The organism is Burkholderia cepacia (genome assembly GCF_001718835.1).
Taxonomy (GTDB): domain Bacteria; phylum Pseudomonadota; class Gammaproteobacteria; order Burkholderiales; family Burkholderiaceae; genus Burkholderia; species Burkholderia cepacia_F.
The window spans coordinates 3252751-3273675 of sequence record NZ_CP013444.1; the positions used below are offsets into that span (position 1 = coordinate 3252751).

A 20925-nucleotide genomic window follows, 5' to 3' on the forward strand; every position below is an offset into this window, starting at 1 on the left:
GGTCAAGCCCTGCACCATGCACGGGTGTCCGGCATGCAGCGTCACGCGAAACGCGAACGCGTTCGTCCGCGCCGGCTCGGCAATGGTGAGGATTTACAGGAGCCAAGGTGAGAACGTTCGGGAATTGCGCACGTGAATGCGCGAAACGGCGAAAGGTGATGGAAACATCGTCGGCGCATGCACCGCGCAATTCGCCTGCGGATACGCACATGCGACATGCGATTGCGCGGCGGTTTACCGGGAATCGGCGCGAAACGTGGATAAATCGCGGTGATTTGCCGAAACGGCACGCGGCAATCGCGCAGCAGCGCGCCACGCTTCGGGGGATTCAAATGATCGGCGCGCGCACCAAAACAAAACGGTGCGACGGCCGCATGGCCGTTCGCACCGTCGGTCGGCACGCGAAAGGTGAGAATTTTCGGGAGTCAGTCCTTGATCAGGAAACGCGCGCGATTCTTGCCGAGCCACGCCGGCGACCGTCCACGGCCACTCCACGTTTCACCCGTCTTCGGATGGCGATATTTCGGCGGCAGCGGACGCTTGGCCTTGACAGGGGCGCCCGTGGAACGGAACCCGAGCTCTTCCGGCGTAATGTCGTATTCCTCGATTTTCGCGCGGATATCGGCAATCGCATCGGCAATCGCCTTTTCGCGTTCCCTGTCGATCTTTTGCTGAAGCCGTTCGAGCTGCGCGGTCAGTTGCCTGTAGGTCGCCATATGGATGGGACTCCGTGAGTGTTATTCGTGAAAAATAGGTGACTCGAAGCAAATAAAAAAGGGGTCTGCGCGATCGGGAGATTTCTCCGGCTGAGAAAACGGGATCAATAACCGCTTTTTCTCTTGCATGCGAAGAGAAGACTCCGCACGCCGCCGTCGACCGATTGCTGAAGCACGTCGAATTCACCGCTGCAGGTGGCGCGCGCGTTGTCCATGCAATTGCCCCATGAATCGCCGCTCGTGCATTGCACCAACGTGGTCGGACGGCCATCCGAAGTAAATAGCGGAGCACTTCCGCCGCATCCCCCGAGCACCGCCAGCAAGACAATCGCCCCGGCCCGCCGCAACAACGCGTCGGGCCTTCGACAGACCGACGCAAGCATGTGTTTCATTGTTCTTCCCGTCAACCTTTTTCTGAATGTCGCGAGTATGCCATGCGCCCCTGCACGCTCGTCAATTCGGCGCCCGGTCGGGTTGCGCGCGGGTCTTGTACGGCACCGACCGGCGCGGATCGTCGGTGATGCGAACGAAAACCTGCTCGACGTCGGGCAGCGCCGCCAATTCGCGTTGCAGCGCCGCGCGATCGAACGACGCGTCCGCACACCCTTCCACGTAGACGAAGCGCCGCTGCACCGTGATCCACAGGCTCGTGCCGCTCAGCCGCGTCGCGCCGGCAAAGTGCGCCTTCGCCGCAGCCGCGATCGGTGCGTCATACATGTAGGAGTTCGGCTTCGTGCAGCGGTGCGCGAGCCAGCACGTGGTGCCGCGTTCGGCACGGTAGTGCGCGTCGTCCGTCATCTCGGCCCGCGTCATCCACGGGCCGAGCGGCAACGGGCATTCGGGCACGTCCCGCGACAGCGCGACGAACGGATCGTTGTACCAGTTGCGTCGCATCGTCTGTTCGCCCGCCGCATCCGGTTGCGCGAGCGCGGATGCCGCCAGCGCGGATGCCGCCAGCACGGACGCCGCCAGCGTCACGCCCAGCCACCACGCGATGCAGGTTCGCTTCATCGTCGCCTCCTCGTTCGAGCCGCGCCGGACACAGGCGCGCTACCGGTCGATGCCCAGCGCCGCCAGCTTCTTGTACAGCGTCGCGCGGCCGATCCCGATGCGCGCGGCCGCTTCCACCACCTTGCCGTCGCAAGCCGCGAGCGCATCGGTCAGGAACTGGCGCTCCCACGCCGCCAACGCGTCCGCGTACGACACGGCGGATGCGGCAGGCGCCGCGCCTGCCTCAGGTTCGGCCTCCGCCTGCGTGGGCGGCATGCCGTCGGGCTGTGCGCGCGCAGGCCCGAAAAACGGCGCGAGCGCACGCGCATCGATCACCGACCGGTCCGACAGCATCAGCGCACGCTCGAGCGTATTGCGCAACTCGCGCACGTTGCCCGGCCACGGGTACGCACACAGCATCCGCAGCGCATCGTCGGTCAGCTCGCAATGGGCCGCGCGCCCGTGTTGCGCGGCCAGTTCCTCGAGGGTTGCGTAGACGAGCGCGGCGATGTCGGAGGCGCGCTCGCGCAGCGGCGGCGCGTGGATCGTCAGCACGTTCAGCCGGTAATAGAGATCCGCGCGAAAACGCCCGGCCGCGACCAGCGCCGGCAGGTCGGCGCTCGTGGCCGCGATGATCCGGACGTCCGCGCGCACGATCCGGTTCGAGCCGACCGGCTCGAACTCCTTGTCCTGCAGCACGCGCAGCAGCTTGCCCTGCAGTGGCAGCGGCATGTCGCCGATCTCGTCGAGAAACAGCGTCCCGCGATCGGCCAGCTCGAACTTGCCGACGCGCCCCTTGCGGTCGGCGCCCGTGTACGCACCGGGCGCCGCGCCGAAGAATTCGGTTTCGAGCAGCGTGTCGGGAATCGCGGCAACGTTGACGGTCACGAGCGGCTGGAGTGCACGCGCCGACGCCGCGTGGATCGCATGCGCGAGCAATTCCTTGCCGGTGCCCGTCTCGCCGAGCAGCAGCACCGGCGAATCGACCTGGGCGGCGCGGCGCGCCTGGCGCTTGGTTTCGAGGCTCGCCGCACTCGTGCCGACGAAACTCGCGAACGTGTATTTCGCGCGGCGCGCCTGCGCGAGCGAACGCTGCGTCGCGATCAGTTGCTGCTGAAGCTGGGCGTAGCGGGAAAAGATCGGCGTGAGCGTCTTCAACTGGTCGAACAGCGCGAAGCCGATCGCGCCGACCGTCTCGCCGGCCTCGTTCTTCAGCGGCAGGCGCGTGACGACGAGCGGCTCGCGGCCCGTCTCCATGATGTCGAGCAGGATCGGCTGCCCGGTCGACACGACCTCGCGCATCAGGCTGTTCGGGATCACGGCCTCGCAGTCGAGGCCGACGGCCTGTTGCGGATCGGCGAAACCGAAGCGCGCCGCATACCGCTCGTTCATCCACACGACGCGTGCATCGCGATCGACGACCACCGTGCCCGCGCTCGAATCCTCGAAGGTCCGGAACAGCGACTCGGCGGCGCGCCGCAGCACGTCGCCGTAGTTGACGGGCAGGCGGGCCCAGTCGTTCATCATCGTGTCTTCGTCTCCGTGTATCGTCGACCGGCTGTCTCCGGAACGAGACGGATTATCTCACTCCGGAGACAGCCCGCAACGGCCTTGCCCACTCACGTTCGGCAAGCATGTCCGGGCCATCCGGACGGGAAATTCGTCTCCACGCAGAGACGATTTATGTAGAATCGCCTGAAGATTGGCCGGCGCGGGCCCGCCGGTCCCCGGCGGATCCCTGTCCGGCGGCGCTATCCGGCCGATGGCACGAAACCTGCACGAACCTGAGCCGGTCCGCGGCGCGTCGCGCGATCGAACAACAACCAAAGCCATTAGGAGACTCCCTTGTCTTTCGTGATCGTCCTCGCCGCGCTGGCGTTCCTGATGTTCGCCGCGTATCGCGGCTACAGCGTGATCCTGTTCGCGCCGATCGCCGCGCTCGGCGCGGTGCTCCTGACCGAACCCGCCGCCGTCGCACCGGTCTTCTCCGGCATCTTCATGGAGAAGATGGTCGGATTCGTCAAACTGTATTTCCCGGTGTTCATGCTCGGCGCGGTGTTCGGCAAGGTGATCGAACTCTCCGGGTTCTCCGAGTCGATCGTCCACGCGGCGATCCGCTACATCGGCCGCTCACGTGCGAATGCGGTGATCGTTGCGGTGTGCGCGCTGCTCACCTATGGCGGTGTGTCGCTGTTCGTCGTGGTGTTCGCGGTCTATCCGTTCGCGGCCGAACTCTATCGCCAGAGCAACATCCCGAAACGGCTGATGCCCGGCGCGATCGCGCTCGGCGCGTTCTCGTTCACGATGGATTCGCTGCCGGGCACGCCGCAGATCCAGAACATCATCCCGACCACGTTCTTCAAGACGACCGCCTGGGCCGCGCCCGCGCTCGGCACGATCGGCTCGCTGTTCATCATCGTCGTCGGCCTCACGTATCTCGAATGGCGCCGCCGTTCGGCGATGGCAAAGGGTGAAGGCTACGGCACGTCGCTCGTCAACGAACCGGAGCGCGTCGAGGCGAAGTCGCTGCCGAATCCCGCCTCGCGATCCTGCCGCTGATCCTCGTCGGCGTGTCGAACTTCGCGTTCACGAAGCTGATTCCGCAGTGGTACGGCGCCGCGTCGTACACGGTCGCGCCGGAAGTGCTGCCCGGCGTGCACGCGCCGGTCACGACGTCGATCAAGACCGTCGTCGCGATCTGGTCGGTCGAGGCTGCGCTGCTGCTCGGCATCGTGCTGGTCGTGCTGACCGCGTTCAAACGCGTCAGCGGGCGCTTCGCGGCCGGCTCGAAGGCCGCCGTCGCCGGCGCGCTGCTCGCCGCGATGAACACCGCGTCGGAATACGGCTTCGGCGGCGTGATCGCCGCGCTGCCGGGCTTCCTCGTCGTCAGCGATGCCCTGAAGAGCATCCCGAACCCGCTCGTCAACGCGGCCGTGTCGGTCAGCTCGCTCGCCGGCATCACGGGCTCGGCGTCGGGCGGCATGAGCATCGCGCTCGCCGCGATGTCGGACCTGTTCATCAAGGGCGCGCAGGCCGCCAATATCCCGCTGGACGTGCTGCACCGGGTCGTCGCGATGGCGAGCGGCGGCATGGACACGCTGCCGCACAACGGCGCGGTGATCACGCTGCTCGCGGTCACGGGCCTCACGCACCGCGAGTCGTATCGCGACATCTTCGCGGTCACGATCATCAAGACCCTCGCGGTGTTCTTCGTGATCGCCGTGTACTACGCGACGGGTCTCGTGTAAGCGCGACGCCGCCTTCGGCCGGTTCTGCTGACAACGGGTTAGTTTGAGTTTGAAATCAAACTTTGGTGTTCCAAAGACACCCCGTTGCACAGTAAGATTGACCGAACTCTAAAATTCCCCATGTTGCGGCACCACAACACAATATGTGTTGTGGTGCCTGAAGCACCTATTCGATGCGGATTCAACCCGTCGATGCAACACACTTGAGGCTACATAGCCATTCGATTGCGTCAGCCGGATAGTCCTTTGGTCACCGCCTTGCGAGCAGCTCCACCGTATCTCTTACGCGAGGGGCACACGTCTCGACATCGCTTCTGCGACTCGGTCGTGCGCGCGCCAATCGCGCCCCAACTCACGAGGTCAGCAAGATAGTGTGCCGCGACTGGACTCAAGAACTCGGTCGCGACAGGCATTCCCATCCCTGTCAGTCTCACCAGCAAGTCACGTGCTGCTCGGATGCCTCCCTCGATATCACCGCTATCGTCGATAAGCGGGTCGTACAGCAACCCCTTCCAACCAGTACGTGTTCGCGGCTTTTCGAAGTATGCCCGCATGACGATTTCGAGTTCGCCCGAAAGCTCATTGCGAACCGACACGAGGCGGTCTGCGTACGCTAGCGCCGCACGCGTATCGTGTATGGAGCATGGCCCCACCACGACAAGCAGTCGGTCGCTCTGTTGCCGAATAATCTGTCGTATCGCGCAGCGGGATTCTGCTATCAGCGCATGTGCCTGTGCCGTGCCCGGCAACTCGTTTCGCATCTGGAGCGGGGTTGGAATTGCCAGTGCAGTATGGCCCTGCGTAGGTAACGCGCTAGTCATATTTCGGCCCTCGTGTCTTCGTGGTCAACTGGAATGGCACAATTGCCGACCGTCACGAAAACGGTCGATACGCCTCTGGACTGTAATGTGTTATGTGCGATTGCCGCCGATGCTCTTCTCAAGGCGAGCGTCAGGTGCAATCGTGGGCCTTGATGTGAACACTGCAATGGCAACGGCAACACCTACCATCTGCAGTGCGATACCTGTCCACTCTGCAAGGGCCGGCCAGCGATGCTCGTAGATGAAGCCATATGCAAGCCCAAAGACGGTCTCAGCGACGATGAGCTGCGCAGACAATGAAAGGGGTAGCTTGCGTGACGCTATAGACCAGCACCATGTTGCTACCCATGAGCCTGCGATGCCCATGACAACGGCCCATCCGAGAAAAACAGCCCATTGTCCAGCAGTGGCATCTTGGTTAAAGAGCATCGACGGAGTGCCGAGTGACGCGACCACGAACAGAGGCAGGGTGCCGAGACCGGAGCCCATGCCCTGCAGTCCTGTCCACACAAGTGGGCTTGGCCCCCCTGCGGCGCGAAGAGCCTTCGCGTTGATAACGCCGTATGCTATCCAGATGGCTAGCGCGATGTACGCGCAAAGGACGCCGAGCAGTACGTTGTTGCGTTCGACCAGTTGGTCTGCACTGAGCACCGCGCGGACATTGATGAGTAACACGCCCGCACAAATCATCGCGAGCGGCACAATCAGCCGGGACCATCGCACGTCAGCGTTTGTCCAGTTGCCAATGATGGCGAGCGCCACTGGTAGAAGGCCTATGACGAGCGGTGGTACTGTCGCGCCCGCATAACGCACTGCAAATGACGCTGCGAGAAAGTAGCCGATATATCCCACCGAGCCCAGCAAGATGGCGACAAGTGAAGGCTTCAAGCCGATGCCTCGCGGCCGGAATGCAGGCCAGAGCATCAGCGCAATGGAAGCGACGCCGAAAACCAGATACCGCGCGATTGCGAGGTCAATGGCTGAGAAAGGGGCTACTGCCCTGGGCGCCACAAACGTCAGCCCCCAGAGCGCGCCAGTGGCGAGGCCCGCGAGTATGCCGCCAATCATTAGGTGCGAGCCTCCGCCCCCAGTTGTATCGGAACAAGAAACTGGTTGTTCATTGCCTCGAAAAGCGGAGATACTTCACGCAGGTAGGCCTGCCAATCCTGGTTTGCCGCGAGGTTTGCACGCTTTTGTGCGCGGTCTTCGTGGCTGTCATACCGCCATAGGCTAATGACCGTGCTCAGGATGCCCCCGTCAACCGTGTACCAGCCGAGCGGCTCGCCAAGGGCTCGGGACTGCAACGCGTAGCCGTGCTCGCGATAGAGGCGCACATACTGTTCGAGCGCGCCCACTTTCAGTTTGTATGTTCGAAGTTCGATAATCATATGGAGCTCTCCACTCCGTCGGCGGCGAACGATTGGTTGCCGGATTCGCGAATCTGCGCGACAAGATTGCCCAGTGCGCGAATACCCATTTCGATACGTTCTGGGCTGGCCGTCGCGAAGCTCAATCGGCACGTTTGACGAGCATCGCCACTTGCGAAGGACATCTGGCCGGGAACATAGGCGACGGCGTAGTCCTCCACAGCGGTTGAGAAGGCTGCACTCATATCGACACCCGGCCCCGCGTCGACCCACACGAACAGTCCGCCTTGGGGGCGAGTCCAGGTGACACCCGACGGCATGTGAGCTTGAAGGGAGGCCAGCATCGCAGAGCACCGAACACTGTAAGTTTCACAAATGTTCCTGACGTGTTGAGCAAATCCGCAATCGATAACGCGGAGCGCTGCCATCTGGTTAAGCACGCTCGTATGCACATCAGTGGATAGCTTCAGTGCCGCGAGCTTCTTGATAGCGACCGGGTCTGCGGCGAGCCAACCAACGCGAAGGCCTGGCGAGATGGTCTTGGAAAACGTGTTGACGTAAATGACCAGCGAGCCAAGGCCCCTCCGTTGCGCGAGCGCGGCGATGGCAGGGACGGCCTCTCCCGAATAGCGCAGGGCGTCGTACGCAGCATCTTCGAGGATTGGTACCCCGTTCTCTGCGCACAATGTAAGCAGATATTCCCTGTCATCGAGGCTAAGCGAGAGACCGGTCGGATTCTGAAAATCAGATATCACATAGACAAAGCGAGGTTTCGACCGGATTACTGCCACGGTGCGCTCAAGGTCCAACCCTGCCGAGCTGAAAGGAATGCTCTCGAACGTCGGACGATAGGCATTGAATGTATCAAGTGCCGCGAAAAATGTTGGCGCAGTGACGGCCACCCTGTCACCGGGATTGATGAGCAGCTTGCCGACCAGGTCGAGCGCCTGCTGAGCACCGCTTGTGACGATGATGTCGTCGGCTGTCACGGCAATACTACGCGCGGCCATCTGTTCCGCGATAAGTTCCCGTAACGCAGGCAGCCCGACGCTCGGTGCGTACTGCAGTGCCAGGTTACGTGCCGTTGGGTCAGCAAGAATTTCCCTGTATGCACTCTGCAACGCGCGTGCAGGGAATACGGCAGGGTCGGGGACTCCGCCGGCGAACGAGATGACGTCAGGACGTGATGCTAGAGCAAGAAAGGTCGGTGCTGGCGCCATCTGATTGGCGCTGTCTGAAAAAGAGTCTTGCCAGTTAAAGGACATGATGGCGCCTCGCAACGTTTCAGGTCAGATCCGCGACCGCTTCCTCTTCCATGACCGGGACGCCGCCTGTAACAAACATCTCGGAGGGCGGAGCGCCCCAAAGATTGAGCCAATCTTCCCCAGGTGCAGGACTCGAGGGCCAGACGCCCGGTTCGTAGACAGCCTCGTTGTCGATACGAGCCATGCCATACGAGTATTCGATGATGCAGCCAATGACGTCCTTGTGATACGTGAAATAGCTTTGCGCATTCGCGCCATGATGGCCGGGCCCCCAAGCAAGATTGCGCCCCAACTGCTTGAGGTGGTCCCCCACACGCATCAAGTCCACCATGTGTAGCGCTTCGAAAGCGACATGGTGCAGTCCGGGGCGCCCCTTGGCGATGGCGATCGTGTGGTGATAGAGGTTGGCGGAGCGCATGAAGACGAATTCTTCATTGTCGACCGTATCTGAGAGCTGCATGCCAAACAGTTCGGAAAGCATGTCCTGCATGGCGCGAGGGTTGGCGGCCATGATGGTCACGTGGTCGAGACGCTTGGGTCGGATACCAATGGTCGGGTAATCGGCCGGCTGGTCTCGAGGCACGGCAGTGTGTATCTCGATAGCATGCTCGGAGGGCGAGCGGAACACGAAACCGTGTGCCGCACCCGGTGCGTGAGGTCTGTCGCGGATGATTTCGAAACCGGCCCCCTTGACGCGAGCCAGCGCCTGCTCACATGCAGCTTCGTCGATGGCTTCCAGACCAAACGAGCGGATGGCTGCGCGTGACGATTTTATGTACGTCAACTCGCCTCTCCTTGTGTTCGAGGTCAAGATGGCTTTCTCCTCGTCCTGCATCGTGACGCGTAGGCCAAGGAGGTTGACAGCTTCATGCACGCTTGCATGCAGGTCCGGCGTTTCAAGCATGACGTGTCCCATCTGATTGATTAGATGTGTCATTTCTCTCTTGCCTCTGGGTTAAAGGGGGTATGGGGTGTTGGGCTCGGAATCTGTTTCGCTAACTGCTTCACCAACGAAAATTGACTATACGAATGGACGCTTGTAACTGGTAGTCATCTATCGAGCAAAAGGGTGTTCACTTATGTCGAACACCGTCGCTCGGGCTGGTAACGCTTTCCCCGCATATGTTCCTGACGTGGAGTCGGTCCAACATCGCCCTGTTCGGCTCGTAACCTGTTCGATTTTCAGCAACACGAATGTCGGTGAATTAGTGCTCCCTCGTCGCGATTTGTCACGGCTATAGTCGAACCGCAGCGAGGCGGGGCAAAACGCAGAGCAATTCAACCCAGGATGTTTTCGCAAGGAGGTAGCACAGTGAACAAGGATGTCGAACACGTCACATCGCTTATCTTTGGCCGCTGGCGCAGTCAGGTCTTGTACGCTGGAGCGACGCTCGGAATCTTCGACCGGCTCGATACTGAACACCGGCGCACTGCAGAAGAGGTCGCCAAAGAGGCCGGGCTTAACGGCCCGCTGCTGTATCGCCTCATGCGCGCGCTGGGCGCGATAAACATGCTTGAGGAATCGGAGTCGGGTGGTTTCCGGCTGACTTCGCATGGCGCACTGCTGCAATCGAACTCGCCTGGGTCACTTCTCTACATGACGTTGCTCGAGGAAGGGCCCGAGCATTACGCCATCTGGACGCACCTCGCGGACATGGTAAGGAACGGCCGGCAGAACGGGTTCGTGCTCGAATACGGGAAGAGCGCCTTCGAATATGCGCACGACAACGAGGCCTATGCGAACATCTTTCGCTCAGCGATGTCGAGCTTCTCCGGTGTGCAATCCGCACTTGCACTAGAGGCGCTTGCCTCGGTGGACCTCTCAGATGTGAACATCTGGTGCGATGTCGCAGGTGGAGAAGGCCACCTGCTCTGCTCGATTCTCGAAAAATACGACCATCTGACCGGAATAGTTTTCGACATGCCGGCAGTCGTGCGGAAAGGAGAAGGAACCTGGTCATCACGCCTGCAAGTGCAGAACCGTTGTTCGTATATTGGTGGCGACATGTTCCAGTCAGTGCCGAAGGCCGACGCATACAGTCTCAAGATGATTCTTCACGACTGGGATGATGAGGAATGCATAACGATATTGAAGAACCTGAGAGAAAATGCAACTGGGCCAGGCCGAATCTTCATCGTCGAGCACATTGTGCAGGGGCCACGTGACCCGCATTTCTCAAAGCTTTACGACATTCACATGATGTGCTGGGGGTCCGGTCGCGAGCGGACGGAAGACGAGTATGCCTCGCTGCTTGCCGCTGCGGGCTGGAAATACAAGACAAGCCACTATCCCGAAAGCCGGCTGATGGGAGTTGTGGAAGGCGTCAGCGCATGACCAATCACCAACCACAAGGGCTGTCAAATGGACAACAGGACGGAAGTCTTGATTGTTGGGGCCGGAGTTGGCGGATTGACGCTGGCGCTCGCTCTGCACAATGAAGGGGTTGCATGTCGGATTATTGAGGCCGCTTCGAGCCTTGAGGAAATCGGCGCAGGAATCAATCTACAGCCACACGCTGTCGACGTGTTGGACAGGCTCGGACTAAGCAGTGCATTGGCGGCGCGTGCAGCTCCTATCAGCGAGTTGCGCTTCTTCAGTCGGCATGGGCAGTTGATTCACGTGCAGCCGCGGGGTCGGCAAGCGGGTTTTGACCATCCGCAGTATGCGATTCATCGGGCGCGACTTCAGTCCATGCTGCTCGATGCTGTGCGGGCCCGATTGGGGGATGCGCGGCTGGAGCTTGGCGTTCGGTGTCTGCACGCAGACGAAACGCAGGCAGGTGTCAGTGTTGTCACGGGGCACGTGGACGGAAGCCGACAGCAGCGGACAGTCCGTGCGCTGGTAGGGTGCGATGGCATTCATTCGCGCGTCCGGGCGCTACTGCATGCAGGAAGTGACTTGCCACGATATTCTGGCGTCACGATGTGGCGAGGTGTCGGACGCGCGCCATCGTTTCTCGGTGGGACTGCAATGATTCTGGCGGGCTCGCTGGACGCAGGCAAGTTGGTTATCTATCCGCTTGACCCGACAAGCGGCGAAGACGAGCGGCTCGTCAATTGGGTTGCAGAAAAGCGAGTCGCCAACATGTCACGGCAGGATTGGAGTGCGCACGGCGACGCAACCGAACTTGCGTGGGTAGACAGAGAGTGGGGTATCCCTGAGCTGGACGCCCCCAGTCTAGTACATCAGACGGCACGCATTCTGCGCTACCCGATGGTCGACAAGGACCCGTTGCCCTTCTGGAGTCGTGGGCGCATCACGCTGCTCGGCGATGCGGCGCACCCGATGTATCCGTTCGGTTCCAATGGCGCGTGTCAGGCCATTCTGGATGCGAATACACTCGCCGAGTGTTTGGCTGCGAACGGGGCCATCGAGCAGGCACTGTTGGACTATGAGCGACAGCGGCTGCCTGCGACGCGAGATGTTGTGCTTCTTAATCGGGAGTGTGCGCCCGACGCGATTCTCGATGTTGTGGAGCATCGTAGCGGCGGGCTTCGGTTCCAAGAAATCGATGACGTAATGACCAGTGACGAAAGAATGTCGCTGCTAAGTCGCTATGCGCGGGTCACAGGGGCCATTAAAGACGTCCTTCTAGACAGCGTGCCGGCCGCAACCGTAATGAGCTGGTAATGGTCGTGAAACAGAAGGACGGGCACCGAGCTGGGGCATGCCTTAGGTCGACACGCCCGCCCCTTCCTTCAACGGCGCGCTGACCAAGATGGAATGCGTGCCATTTATCGTTTGATGGTGCCCGTCCTTGCCGTTTGCTCCGCCTTCCGCCTGCTTGTTGTCGGGCGCCGCTGGCTTGGGCTCCGGAAGCGGCTTGCGCCACCGCGCGGCAAGAAAATCAACGACCGTGCGCACCTTGGCTGGCAGCATGGGGTTTGGCGGAAAGACGGCGTGCAGGCCCAGTTCCTCAAGGGGATACTGGGGCAGCACTTGGATAAGCGCGCCACAGTCGATTGCACTACTCGCTGTGAACATGGGCACAACGGCAAGACCGAGCCCGGCCTCTGCAGCCTCTACGGCTGCAGACGGGTTATTCGTACGCAGGCGACCGGCCGGCTTGGCACTTTCCCACACACCATCGACCATGAATCGCCATTGCGCCGGACAGTACGGGTCCTGATAGACAAGGCATTCGTGCTTGAAGATGTCGCGTGGCGATGTGGGCAAGCTGCGGCGCTCAGCATAGGTCGGGCTGCAGACGAGTACCTGCCGTACCGGCTTAAAGAACCGCGAGACGAGTGTCGAGTCCTTCAGAATACCAATGCGAATGGCGAAATCCGCTCCATCCGTAAACGGGTCACCCGCACGGTCGCTCAGGTCTAGCGCAATTTCAAGCTGTGGGTAACGCGTCATCAGGTCACGAACAGCAGGATTCAGATACAGCGTACCGAACGTGGTCGGCGACGTAATGCGAACCACTCCCGATACTTCGGAGATTGCGCCTTTCAGAAAGCCGACTGTGTCGTCTATGTCATGCAGAATCCGTCGCGCACGTTCGTTGAAGGTGTTACCCAGCGCAGTCGGCGTGACATAGTGCGTCGAGCGGCTCAACAAGCGCACGCCGAGCTCCTCTTCGAGCAGCGCTATTCGCCGACTGATAATGGACTTAGAGACTGATAGGTGGTTTGCCGCTTTCGAAAAACTGCCCAATTCCACGACTGCAACAAAAGCCGCGAGCTGGTCAACATCTGGCCGCATCATATTTCTCCGTTTTCTCGGAAACGAATCAGAACCTTCGCGATGGGCCTGTCCGACTTTTGTGTTTGCGGTTTGCCATCTACTCGAAGTGTCTCGCCCTTATCCTGCGCTTCAGTTCGTGACACGCGAAGGCTCCCCTCCGCGAACCAATCGCCGACTTTCACCTCGATTGCACTCTGAACGTGAGCAATGCTTGGACGTTGTTGAACCGCCTGCCTGTTAATGATGACCAGTCAAACCGCTTTTATTGCTTATATAGGGTATTCACTAGGTAATCTTACTCGGCTTTGAGGGAAGCCGGTACAAGGAAAAAAATGAGAGCGCAGGACCGAATGTGTTGCTACCGCACATCGTGGTAGGCACTGCTCGGCTGGGTGACAATTTTGAGAGTGTCGTCGATGTTGTTTCGCTGCAGGATTCGCTCGAGCTGAAGTCAGTCATCGCGCAGCCGGTCACACTCTGGACTCAGCAGGCCGAAGTCTATGAGTACACCGGACCATACACCGATCTGGAGGATGACCGCGGCGACCAGCTTACGAAGCTGAAGCTTGAGGAATGGGAATCGTGCGCGAAGCGATTCTACGGCGTAGGCAGCCTGCCCGGCGTTGACGTGGGACGCTGGTTCGCGCTGTTGGACCACCCTGAGCACGACCGGGATAGTGCCGAGGACCGCAAGTGCGCGGTCGTCGAGACAAACTGGTACATCCGCAACACTCTGCCGGCGGGCGAAAGTCGCACCCTGCTGTTCCCTCCTGCCTCACGCCCCACACCCCGGTCAACGCGGCTCGACGATCGCCTTCGCGTAAGTCTCGCGCTCGAGGTCGAGTATTTCCACGCTCAACTGCAGATGCGTTCCGGACGGCGCGCGGCAGCATTGCGCCAATACCGACAACACCCGCTCGGACAGGGCGCGCTTCACGTCGGCGGACCGGCCGCTCAGGATCGCGAGTTTCGCGTGTGCGAACGCGCGCGGCGCGCTCGCCGTGCCGATGACGAAATCGTCGAAGCGGGTCGCGCGGCTCTTGATGTCGAGTTCAATGAAATGCCCGGAACCCGCGAGCGCTTCGTTGAGCGCGACAAGCGTCGCGTTGGCATCGAACCCGTCGAGGTTCGCGGAATATTCGAGCGTCAGGTGGGGCATGGCGTCATGGTCGTGGTTGGAATCGCCGGCGCGCCGGACCGATCATGTCGGTCCGGCGCACGGAAAGACGCCCATGTTACCCGTGGATACGACGCGCCCGCATCGCACGCCGACGCAGATGCCAACGCACACGCGGACGAACCCTACGCCTTCACCGGCTGAATCAGCCGCTCGCACGTGGCCGCCTGCGGGTCGCCCGCCGGCAGCTTCCCGCATACGCCGTCGAATTGCTTCACCACCGACCTGACCGACGTATCGTGCGCGCCGCCGTTACGCCAGCGCGTCAGCTGCGCGACCACCTTCGTCAGCGCACGCAGGTTCGCGCCGTAGAACGCGTCCCGCGTCTTGTCGGCCTGCGCGAGCACGCTCGCCGCGATCCCTTCGATGCGCGCCGAATCGTCCGGCGCCAGTTCGACCGCATTCGCGAAATAGGTCGCCCCCCAGCGCAGCCGCGTCGCGGTCCCCGTCGCGCTGTCGTAGGCATTGCGGTACCAGTCGAGCGCAGCGGCCTTGTCGCCGCGCGCCTTCGCGTTCGCGGCCAGCCCGGACATGAAGTAGTACGGCGTGGACGAGCGCGGCAACTCGGCCTTCAGCAGCGTATCGGATTCGTCGAGCAGCCCGGCGTCGGTGAGCGTGTCGGCCGCCTCGCTGATCAGCGCCTGACGTTCATAGACGTTCGCCGCGCCCTGGATCGCCGCAGCCGTTTGGCCGCGCACCGTCGCGACGAGCGCTGGCGCATCGAGCGGTGCGCCCTTGCGTGCGTCGCCGCGCGCGAGCAGCACGCGGCCGTGCAGCGCCATCAGCCGGTCGATCGACGACAGCGTGGTGTCGGTCGACAGCCGCGCGAGCGCCGCGTCGTACGCACCGCGCAATTTCGCGCGCTGCGCGTCGCCGCCACCGAGATACGCGACCACACGCGCGGGCGCGGCGACCAGCACGTCGGCATTGGCGCGCGACAGCGCGGCATCGCGCAGCACCGTGCGCAGCACGTCGGCGCCCGCCGTCTTGTCCAGCGCACCGGCCTGCGCCGGATCGCCCGACGCCGCGATCACCACGGACTTCAGCTCGAGCCGCTGCGCATCGCCCGTCGCGCCGGCCGCGCGCGCGCGTTGCGCGAGCGACTGCAGCGTCTCGGCCACGCGATCGGCCGGCACCGGCAGCGCGCCGTCGGTATCCCACGAATAGTCGGCCAGCAGGCGCCATTCGTCCGGCGTCAGCGACGCGCCGTTCTTCAGCGCGGTCGCGAGCGTCTGCCGCACCGGGTGCGCGGCGGTCATCCCGAGCGACAGCGCCTGCATGTAGCGATCGAGATCGGCTTCGCCCGGCAGCCGCGTCACTTCGGTGCCGTCGGGACGGAACAGGATCATCGTCGGATAGCCGTGCACCTTGAAACGCTCGCCGAGCTTCTGCGCGCTTTCGGTATCGCCGTCGAGATACACGGGCACGAAAAACGACGAGCGGGTCTTGAATGCCTGCTGGCTGAAGATCGTCGATTTCACCTGGTTGCACGACGGGCACCACACCGCACCCCAGTAGAGCAGCAGCGGCTTGCCGGTGCGCTTCGCCAGCGCAAAAGCGGCGTCGACGTCGCCGTGCTGCCACGCGATGCCGGGCGGCACGTGCACCGGCTCGCGCGGCGTGTCGGCCGCGTATGCCGCGCTTGCCGTCGCGAGCAGCCACGCGGCGGCCAGTTTCCGAAGAGAGGTTTGCATCGATGCGGTCTCCGTTGATCGTGACGGCCGCGCGTGCGCGGCATTCCGTTCTCGAACGCCGGCGCATCGACGCCGGCATTCCCAATATTTGGCAGGCATCCGGCATCTGCCAGGCCGACAAATCGTAGAACGATACGGATCGCGCATCCAGAAGAAAACGATTGAATTCTCGAATGGATATGAAGTGGATTCACTCCGGCATTCGCGCGAATCGAAACCTGAAATATTCGGCTGCATTGAGCCGTGTATCGTTGCGCCGTCGAAAATTCGCGCACGCGTGCCCGAGGCAGCGGCCTGAATCCGCATCGCGTCGATATGGGACGTCATCAGGGTAAACACGAGACAAATCGAAGCGTGCCGTGATTCAACCGGCGCAGAAAGAATGTGACAATTCCGCACCCGGACGCTCCCCGCGCCCGGGAATGTTTGTGCCATTCTTGAGCCACCTTCGCGTGGCTTCTTTTTTTGCCGCGCACCCGCGCTTGCCGCCTTCAGTCCCGCCCTCCCTGCAGCGGAATCACGGGCACCGCATGGCGCGCGAAGTGCACGTGCAGGCTCGACAGGTCATGGGCGGCCTCGAAGTGCTCGCCGTGCTCGGTGCGAATCTCGCGCGCGGTTGCGCCGAAGCGCTGGCGCATCGCCCGCACCAGCATGTCGCTGCTCGAAAAGCCGTAGCGGAACGCGACTTCCTTGATCGTCTGCCCGTTCGAGCGCGGATCGACGAGCGCCCGATACGCGAGATCGAGACGCCGGTCGCGAATGAAGCGCGCGACGCCGCCGTCCGCCTCGAACACCCGGTACAGGTGCGCGCGCGAAATGCGGAAGTGCGTCATCAGCGTGTCGGGACTCAGGTCGCGATCGGTGACGTGTTGCGAGATGTGCTGGACGATCCGCCGGCGCAGCGCGGCGCCATGCGTGACCGGCCGCCGGCCGGCCGGCGCGGCCGCCTCGGCGAGCGCGGCCGCGAGCAGCGCCACCATCGCATCCTGCACCGCGATCGCCTGCGCCGGCGACGCCTGCTCGCCCAGCTCGTACATGCCCACCAGATAATCGGCCAGCAAACGCGTGATCGCCCGGTTCGCATGCAGCACCACGCCGTGCAGGTCGCGCCCGCCCGATGCCTTCTCGAGCCCCTCGCGCGGCACGAACACGGCGACGCTCTCGCCCGCGTCCACGCGGCTGCACATCGGCTGGCCGAGATCGATGATGTAGATGTCGCCCGGGCACGCGCGCACTTCGACGCCGTTGAAATCGCCGACGAGCGAGCCCGAGCGCACGAGCTGCACGACGTACTGGTCGAAGCCGCTCTGCTGGATGGTCCGGCGGTCGCGCCGGTATTGCTGCGCATTGAACGACGTGCGCGACATCAGCAGCTCGCCGAGCATCCGCGACGCCAGCGTCCCGGCCAGCCGCGCGTCCCCGTGTCCGGCAATCGGCGTCGTGTCGACGATGGGCCGCGTGACCTGGCGCCAGTATTCGTCACGCAGCGCCGGCTCGACGCGTTCGGTCGATAGAAAGACTTCCCCGGAAGCCATGATCCCCTCGCATTTCCGTTTTCTATTGCGATCCTTCTTGCCGTGAATCGTGGGCGGCGACGCAGCACGGCCGCCGACGCGCAGAACCACGGTCCGGCGCCGCGAATCCGGCGCCGCAAGCCGTTGCTCCATGGCCGGCCTGCATGCGCCGCTCTCAGTCATCGCGGCACGATCGTCCGGGGAATGCACGCGATGCGTGCGGCCGGTGAAGCGAACGGCAGCGGCCCGAACAATCCGCTGCCGTCGCCGGCGGAGCCGGGTAATCGCCACACCCGGCGACACGCCCGACGACACACCCGGCACCCGCTCCCGTCGGGCGCCCATGCACGCTGATCGCGAGCGCCGCGATCGCGTCCCGTTCGATCCCGACGGATGCGCCGAGCGCAGCAGCTGCCGGGTTGCACGAGAAACGACCGGCGGCGGGATTGTGCAGCCAATCCGGCGTTAGGCCCTTTGCTGCAGCGCGCAGAAACATTGCTCGCCCGAACGGGCACGCAACATCGGCGGGCCACGCACTCGACGGAAACGCATCGTCACGAGTCGGCCTGCGTCAGAACTGGTAACCCGCGCCCACCACTGCGCCGAAGTCCGAACGCGTGTTGCCCGTCACCGACGCCTTGACGACCCACTTGTCGTTTTGCGTCACGTACGAGTACCCGGCGGCGAAACCCTGCTGGCCGTGATAGTTCGACGTCGCCGCCGAGACCATCGAGCGCCCCGGCGCAGTCGGTTGCGGAAGACCGGCCACCGCCATTGCCGATGCCACGCCGCCGTACATGTCCTTCTTGACGGTGTTCAGGTCGTTGTAGACCTGGCCGATGCGTTGATCCGTGTAGCCGCGCGATGCCGCCGACGCGGCGGCGACGTTGTCGTTCAGTTGCTGCACGTTCACCGCGTCGGTCGGCGCCGTGCCGGCCGCGACGTTCGTGACCTGGCGCTCGCTGCCCTTCGCACCGACCGAGAACGAATTGTCGCGATCGGCGACGGAGCCCTGGCCGACCGCGACCGCGTTCTTGCCGGTTGCGGTTGCCGTCGACCCGATCGAACCCGCATCCGCGCGCGCGATCCAGCTCGTATTCGCATCGGTGGCGGCAGCCTTGATCTCCTGGCTGGTCCTGACGTCCTTGAGCACGCTGTTGAGCTGGCCGACGTTCACGGCGTCGTTGTTGTTGACGCCTGCCGCCACGCCCGTCAGCACGCGATCCGCGTTGGCGCTGTTGGCGAAGTTCACCGACGTGCCGCCGGTGCCCGCGCCGACCGTGACCTGGCCGTTCGGATCCTGCTGCTGCACGAGGCCGGCCTTGCCGTTCGCGATGTTGTTCACGTTCCCCTGCAGGTTCGTGATGTCGGTCGTGTTCTTCGCGACCTGCTGGTTGGTCGCGTAGAGCTGCGAGCCGTTCACCGCGTCCGTGCTGGTTGCGCTGAGCGTGCCGGCCTGCACGTTGGTGATCCTCGTGCCGCCGGCGCCGCCGCCGAGCGTGATGACGCCCTTCGAGGCGTCGTCGTACGTGACGGCCATCGCGCCCAGCTGGTTGAGGCTCGACTGCACGCCCTTCAACTGCTTGACGTTCACCGCGTCGGTATCGTCCACGCCGGCCCCGACGTTCTTCAGCACGACGGGCGACGCGGCGTCGCCGCCGATGAGCGATACCGAGTTCATCCGGTTGCCGTTCGCGTCGACGTCGTACTTGACGACGTTCTTCACGGCCTCGCCCGCCTGGTTGGACACCTGCGTGATCTGCTGTTCGAGCGACGACTTCACGCCCGACAACTGGCCGCCGTTCACCGCGTCCGTGCTGCCTGCCGCGATGCCGCCGTCCGCCACGTTGGTGATCTGCGTCGCCACGCCGCCGCGCGCCGCGTTGTAGGCGCCGACGCCCGGATCGAATTGCAGCGCATCCTTCTGCAAGCCCGAAATCGCCGTCGTGTTGTTGGCGATGTTCGTTTCCGCGTTGCCGAGGCGCGTTTCGTGATTCTCGAGTGTCGTCGTGTTGCCCGCCACGCGAGTGTCGAGATTGCCGAGCGCGTCGCCGACGTTGTTGAAGGTCGCGCCGCCGACGTCATACTTCGGCGCATTGATCGAGCCGTTCGCGTTCGCGGTTGCGCCGCCGCCGAGCGCCGCCGCCACGCTGTCGGTCGCATGTCGCAGTTGCGCGCCGTTCACCGCGTCCGTGCTGCCGGCCGAGACGTTGCCTTCCGCGACGTTGGTCAGGCGCACCGGGCTCCCGCCGTTGCCCGCGCCGAGCGAAACCTGCTTCTTGCTCGCGTCGTCGTACTTCACGGCGAGTGCATCGAGCTGGCCGACACCGGTTTTCACCGCGGCATTCAGCTGATCGACGTTGACCGCATCGGTGCCCTTCACGCCTTGCGCGACGTTGGCGATCTGCTGCGGCGCACCACTGCCGTGGCTCGCGTCATACGCGCCGAGCGTCGCATTCCACTGCAGCGCGTCCTGCTGGAGCGCCGCGATGTTCGACGTGTTGCCCGCGACCTGCGTGCTCACGTTCGACAGTTGCTGGTTCGTCTGATAAAGCTGGCTGCCGTTCACCGCGTCGGTGCTCGTCGCCGATACGGCGCCGCGCGCCACGTTCGTCAGCTTCGTGCCGCCCGTCACACCGCCGTCGGTGCTCGTCGAGCCGCCGAGCGTCACGTTGCCCTTGGTTGCGTCGTCGTATTGCACCGCGCTGTCAGCGACCGCGGCCAGCTGGTTGACGTTGACCGCGTCCGTGCCCGCCGTGCCGCCCGCGACGTTGCGGACCTGCCGCTCCGCCCCCGCGCTGCCGACCGACAGCGCGCCGCCGGACGCGATCGCATCGCCGCTGAACCGGGCCGGGCCGGTCGCGTTGGCGGCGCCCACGCTGTTCGCGCCCAGCGCGATGCTGCCGTCAGGCGCTGCCACCGCGCCCGCGCCGAGCGCGACGGACGCGATGCCGCTCGCGCGGGTCTGCGTCGCCGGGTTGTAGGTCGCGCCGCTCGACACGCCGTCGTTGCCCGCCGCCCGCGAATCGGACGAGCCGATCGCGATCGACCGATAGCCCTGGGCGAACGCCGAATGCCCCATCGCGATCCCGCTTTCTCCGCTCGCATAGGCAACGTTGCCGATCGCCGTCGCGTAATCGGCGGTCGCCGCCGACTGGCGGCCGAGCGCGAAGCTGGTGTTGCCGGTCGCCAGCGCGACCGTGCCGATTGCGATCGCCGAGTTCTTCGTCGTGCTCGCGCCGATGCCGATGGAAATACCGGAATCCGATGCGCTGGCGCGATCGCCGATTGCCACCGATGCCTTTTGCGCATTCGCGTTATTTCCGATGGCCGTACTGCAGCCGTTTTGCAGAATATATTGCGAGCCGGATGCGCTGGATGGGTTTCCAGGATTCTGGCGGTCGACGAAATTCTGCGAACAGGCTGAATCGACGCTGGCCGCC

General features: G+C 63.3%; 16 protein-coding genes and 2 pseudogenes. 4 read left to right on the forward strand and 14 right to left on the reverse strand.

What is annotated here, in order from left to right:
- Positions 1–425: 425 nt before the first annotated feature.
- The 4 genes from WT26_RS34270 to WT26_RS34285 form a co-directional block, all read right to left on the reverse strand.
- Positions 426–716, reverse strand: coding sequence for an H-NS family nucleoid-associated regulatory protein (locus WT26_RS34270; protein WP_069275027.1), 291 nt, complete (start codon positions 714–716; stop codon positions 426–428).
- A 104-nt stretch (positions 717–820) separates the two neighbouring features.
- Positions 821–1108 carry a hypothetical protein gene (locus tag WT26_RS34275; protein ID WP_177309793.1) on the reverse strand — a complete coding sequence of 96 codons (288 nt, stop codon included), beginning with the start codon at positions 1106–1108 and terminating at the stop codon, positions 821–823.
- Positions 1109–1169: 61 nt separating this feature from the next.
- The gene (locus WT26_RS34280; protein WP_069275028.1) at positions 1170–1727 is read right to left on the reverse strand and encodes a hypothetical protein; all 558 of its coding nucleotides are present in this window, start codon (positions 1725–1727) and stop codon (positions 1170–1172) included.
- 39 nt (positions 1728–1766) lie between these two features.
- On the reverse strand, positions 1767–3233 hold the full coding sequence (locus WT26_RS34285) for a sigma-54 interaction domain-containing protein (protein ID WP_069275029.1): 1467 nt from the start codon (positions 3231–3233) through the stop codon (positions 1767–1769).
- Between the two features lie 318 nt (positions 3234–3551).
- Between WT26_RS34285 and WT26_RS34290 the strand changes: the two are divergent.
- A pseudogene (locus WT26_RS34290) lies at positions 3552–4954 on the forward strand (GntP family permease).
- A 230-nt stretch (positions 4955–5184) separates the two neighbouring features.
- On the opposite strand, the gene WT26_RS36910 reads toward WT26_RS34290, so the two are convergent.
- The 5 genes from WT26_RS36910 to WT26_RS34310 all read right to left on the reverse strand — a co-directional run bounded on the left by WT26_RS36910 (position 5185) and on the right by WT26_RS34310 (position 9311).
- Positions 5185–5775: a 3-deoxy-7-phosphoheptulonate synthase gene (locus WT26_RS36910; RefSeq protein ID WP_080485806.1), complete on the reverse strand. Its 591-nt coding sequence runs from the start codon at positions 5773–5775 to the stop codon at positions 5185–5187.
- Positions 5776–5865: 90 nt separating this feature from the next.
- On the reverse strand, positions 5866–6843 hold the full coding sequence (locus tag WT26_RS34295; RefSeq protein ID WP_059532509.1) for a DMT family transporter: 978 nt from the start codon (positions 6841–6843) through the stop codon (positions 5866–5868).
- On the reverse strand, positions 6843–7163 hold the full coding sequence (locus WT26_RS34300; RefSeq protein ID WP_059532507.1) for an NIPSNAP family protein: 321 nt from the start codon (positions 7161–7163) through the stop codon (positions 6843–6845). The genes WT26_RS34295 and WT26_RS34300 overlap by 1 nt, the downstream gene beginning before the upstream one ends.
- Positions 7160–8407 carry a PLP-dependent aminotransferase family protein gene (locus WT26_RS34305; RefSeq protein ID WP_063901071.1) on the reverse strand — a complete coding sequence of 416 codons (1248 nt, stop codon included), beginning with the start codon at positions 8405–8407 and terminating at the stop codon, positions 7160–7162. The genes WT26_RS34300 and WT26_RS34305 overlap by 4 nt, the downstream gene beginning before the upstream one ends.
- Positions 8408–8426: 19 nt before the next feature.
- Positions 8427–9311: a VOC family protein gene (locus tag WT26_RS34310; RefSeq protein ID WP_196222175.1), complete on the reverse strand. Its 885-nt coding sequence runs from the start codon at positions 9309–9311 to the stop codon at positions 8427–8429.
- 408 nt (positions 9312–9719) lie between these two features.
- Here WT26_RS34310 and WT26_RS34315 point away from each other — a divergent pair, with 408 nt between their 5' ends.
- Together WT26_RS34315 and WT26_RS34320 are read left to right on the forward strand one after the other, a co-directional pair.
- The gene (locus WT26_RS34315) at positions 9720–10742 is read left to right on the forward strand and encodes a methyltransferase (protein ID WP_155123289.1); all 1023 of its coding nucleotides are present in this window, start codon (positions 9720–9722) and stop codon (positions 10740–10742) included.
- A 27-nt stretch (positions 10743–10769) separates the two neighbouring features.
- Positions 10770–12038, forward strand: coding sequence for an FAD-dependent monooxygenase (locus WT26_RS34320; protein ID WP_069271752.1), 1269 nt, complete (start codon positions 10770–10772; stop codon positions 12036–12038).
- A gap of 42 nt (positions 12039–12080) precedes the next feature.
- On the opposite strand, the gene WT26_RS34325 is transcribed toward WT26_RS34320, so the two are convergent.
- The gene (locus WT26_RS34325) at positions 12081–13118 is read right to left on the reverse strand and encodes a LysR family transcriptional regulator (RefSeq protein WP_069271753.1); all 1038 of its coding nucleotides are present in this window, start codon (positions 13116–13118) and stop codon (positions 12081–12083) included.
- A 271-nt stretch (positions 13119–13389) separates the two neighbouring features.
- Here WT26_RS34325 and WT26_RS39225 point away from each other — a divergent pair.
- A pseudogene (locus tag WT26_RS39225) lies at positions 13390–13836 on the forward strand (phage late control D family protein); the annotation flags it as partial.
- A 54-nt stretch (positions 13837–13890) separates the two neighbouring features.
- Here the strand turns inward: WT26_RS39225 and WT26_RS38750 are convergent.
- The 4 genes from WT26_RS38750 to WT26_RS34350 form a co-directional block, all read right to left on the reverse strand.
- Positions 13891–14256: a 5-carboxymethyl-2-hydroxymuconate Delta-isomerase gene (locus WT26_RS38750; protein WP_069275030.1), complete on the reverse strand. Its 366-nt coding sequence runs from the start codon at positions 14254–14256 to the stop codon at positions 13891–13893.
- A gap of 143 nt (positions 14257–14399) precedes the next feature.
- Positions 14400–15968 (reverse strand): thioredoxin family protein, encoded by a 1569-nt coding sequence (locus WT26_RS34340; RefSeq protein ID WP_069275031.1) that lies wholly within the window; start codon positions 15966–15968, stop codon positions 14400–14402.
- Between the two features lie 491 nt (positions 15969–16459).
- Positions 16460–17503 (reverse strand): helix-turn-helix domain-containing protein, encoded by a 1044-nt coding sequence (locus WT26_RS34345; RefSeq protein ID WP_042584809.1) that lies wholly within the window; start codon positions 17501–17503, stop codon positions 16460–16462.
- A 550-nt stretch (positions 17504–18053) separates the two neighbouring features.
- Positions 18054–20738, reverse strand: a complete 2685-nt coding sequence (locus tag WT26_RS34350) for a YadA-like family protein (RefSeq protein WP_420480959.1) — start codon at positions 20736–20738, stop codon at positions 18054–18056.
- Between the last annotated feature and the right edge of the window lie 187 nt (positions 20739–20925).